We start from the raw sequence: 1,535 nt of genomic DNA, 5'->3' as shown, positions 1-1,535 counted from the left end.
ATGATGGGTCAGCGAAGTGGCAATCAGGAGCAGCTGTTTTACGCGTTCAACCTTGATGATCATGTTCCGAAAGACCATCTGTTACGCGGCATAGATCATTTCTTCGATGCCAGAGATCTGCGTCAGCACATGGCGTCGTTTTACAGTCATACGGGGCGCCCTTCGATCGATCCAGAGTTGATCATTCGCATGCTGATCATCGGATACTGCTTCGGCATCCGCTCCGAACGGCGCCTGTGTGAAGAGGTTCATCTGAATCTGGCGTATCGCTGGTTTTGTCGCCTCGGCCTCGAAGATGCGGTGCCCGATCACTCAACTTTTTCAAAGAATCGCCATGGCCGGTTTCGCGACAGCGACATGCTGCGTCATGTATTCGAATCAGTTTTACGTCGCTGCATGAGCGTAGGTCTCGTAGGTGGTGAAGGGTTCGCAATCGACGCCAGCGTCATCAAAGCCGACGCCAATCGCACTCGAGGCATCGCCGGGACTCAAGCGATCGACTGGGGGCATGGCGAAAGGCCCAGCCGTGCGGTACGTGAGTATCTGGCGACGCTCGACGCGAACAACACTGACGCCCAAGACATGGAACCTTCGCCGGAACCTGTCACACAACCGAAGAACATTTCACTAACCGATCCTGCTGCACGTTGGACAGCAGCACCCGGTGGCCCGGCGTTCTATGCCTACTCGACCAACTACTTGATTGATCTGCACGCGGGAATCATCGTGGATGTCGAGGCCACCCCCGCATATCGCACACAGGAAGTGGACTCAACAAGGACCATGATCGATCGGGTCGAGCAGCGCTTCCGCCTCAAGCCACAACGTCTGGTAGGTGACACCGCATATGGCACTGCGTCGATGCTTGCCTGGATGATCAATGAGAAGGCGATTGAGCCGCATGTTCCAGTGTGGGAGAAAGGAAAGCGTAGCGACGAGACCTTCGAGAACAGCGATTTTCAGTGGCTCGAGCAAAGCAATGAGTATCGCTGTCCGGCCGGACACGCACTGCGCAGCGAACGGCGTCCGTTCACGAATCCGCGCACGCACATCACGAAGGCCAACACGGTCGTCTATCGATCAAGCCAGATGGACTGCGCTGAATGTTCATTGAAAGACCAATGCTGTCCGAACACACCCATACGGAAGATAGCCCGAAGCGTCCACGAATCAGCACGCGATAAGGCAAGGGCTATTGCGAAAACACCGGCATACAGGCAGTCACGCAAGGACCGCAAGAAAGTTGAGATCCTGTTCGCTCACCTCAAACGCGTCATGAAGCTGGATCGTCTCCGACTGCGAGGTCCGTCAGGTGCTCATGACGAGTTCTTGCTAGCTGCAACTGCGCAGAACCTGCGGCGAATGGCGAAGTGGTTGATGCCAAAGCAGGAAGAAACGGCGGCAGCGGCCGCTTGAAATGCATCGCAGAGCAACGCCCAGATGCGGCACGTTCGGAAGAGCCCTGAGCGCGTCGATTGCACGCCCAGACATGCGCGCCCATGGGCGATAACCGGGTTTTTCAACGAAATAGACCC

At 56.2% G+C, this 1,535-nt stretch carries 1 protein-coding gene; it reads left to right on the top strand.

The window, feature by feature from the left end; genetic code table 11:
• On the top strand, window positions 1-1,416 hold the full coding sequence (locus NCT03_RS33560) for an IS1182 family transposase (protein WP_250495503.1): 1,416 nt from the start codon (window positions 1-3) through the stop codon (window positions 1,414-1,416).
• Window positions 1,417-1,535: the final 119 nt, after the last annotated feature.

Origin of the sequence: Caballeronia sp. GAWG1-1 (assembly GCF_023631465.1) — a bacterium.
Taxonomy (GTDB): domain Bacteria; phylum Pseudomonadota; class Gammaproteobacteria; order Burkholderiales; family Burkholderiaceae; genus Caballeronia.
This window is presented reverse-complemented; position numbering and strand designations above follow the sequence as displayed.

Bases quoted from the DNA above. Each gene is read 5' to 3' on its own strand.
- NCT03_RS33560 (WP_250495503.1), top strand. From the start codon at position 1: ATGATGGGTCAGCGAAGTGGCAATCAGGAGCAGCTGTTTTACGCGTTC.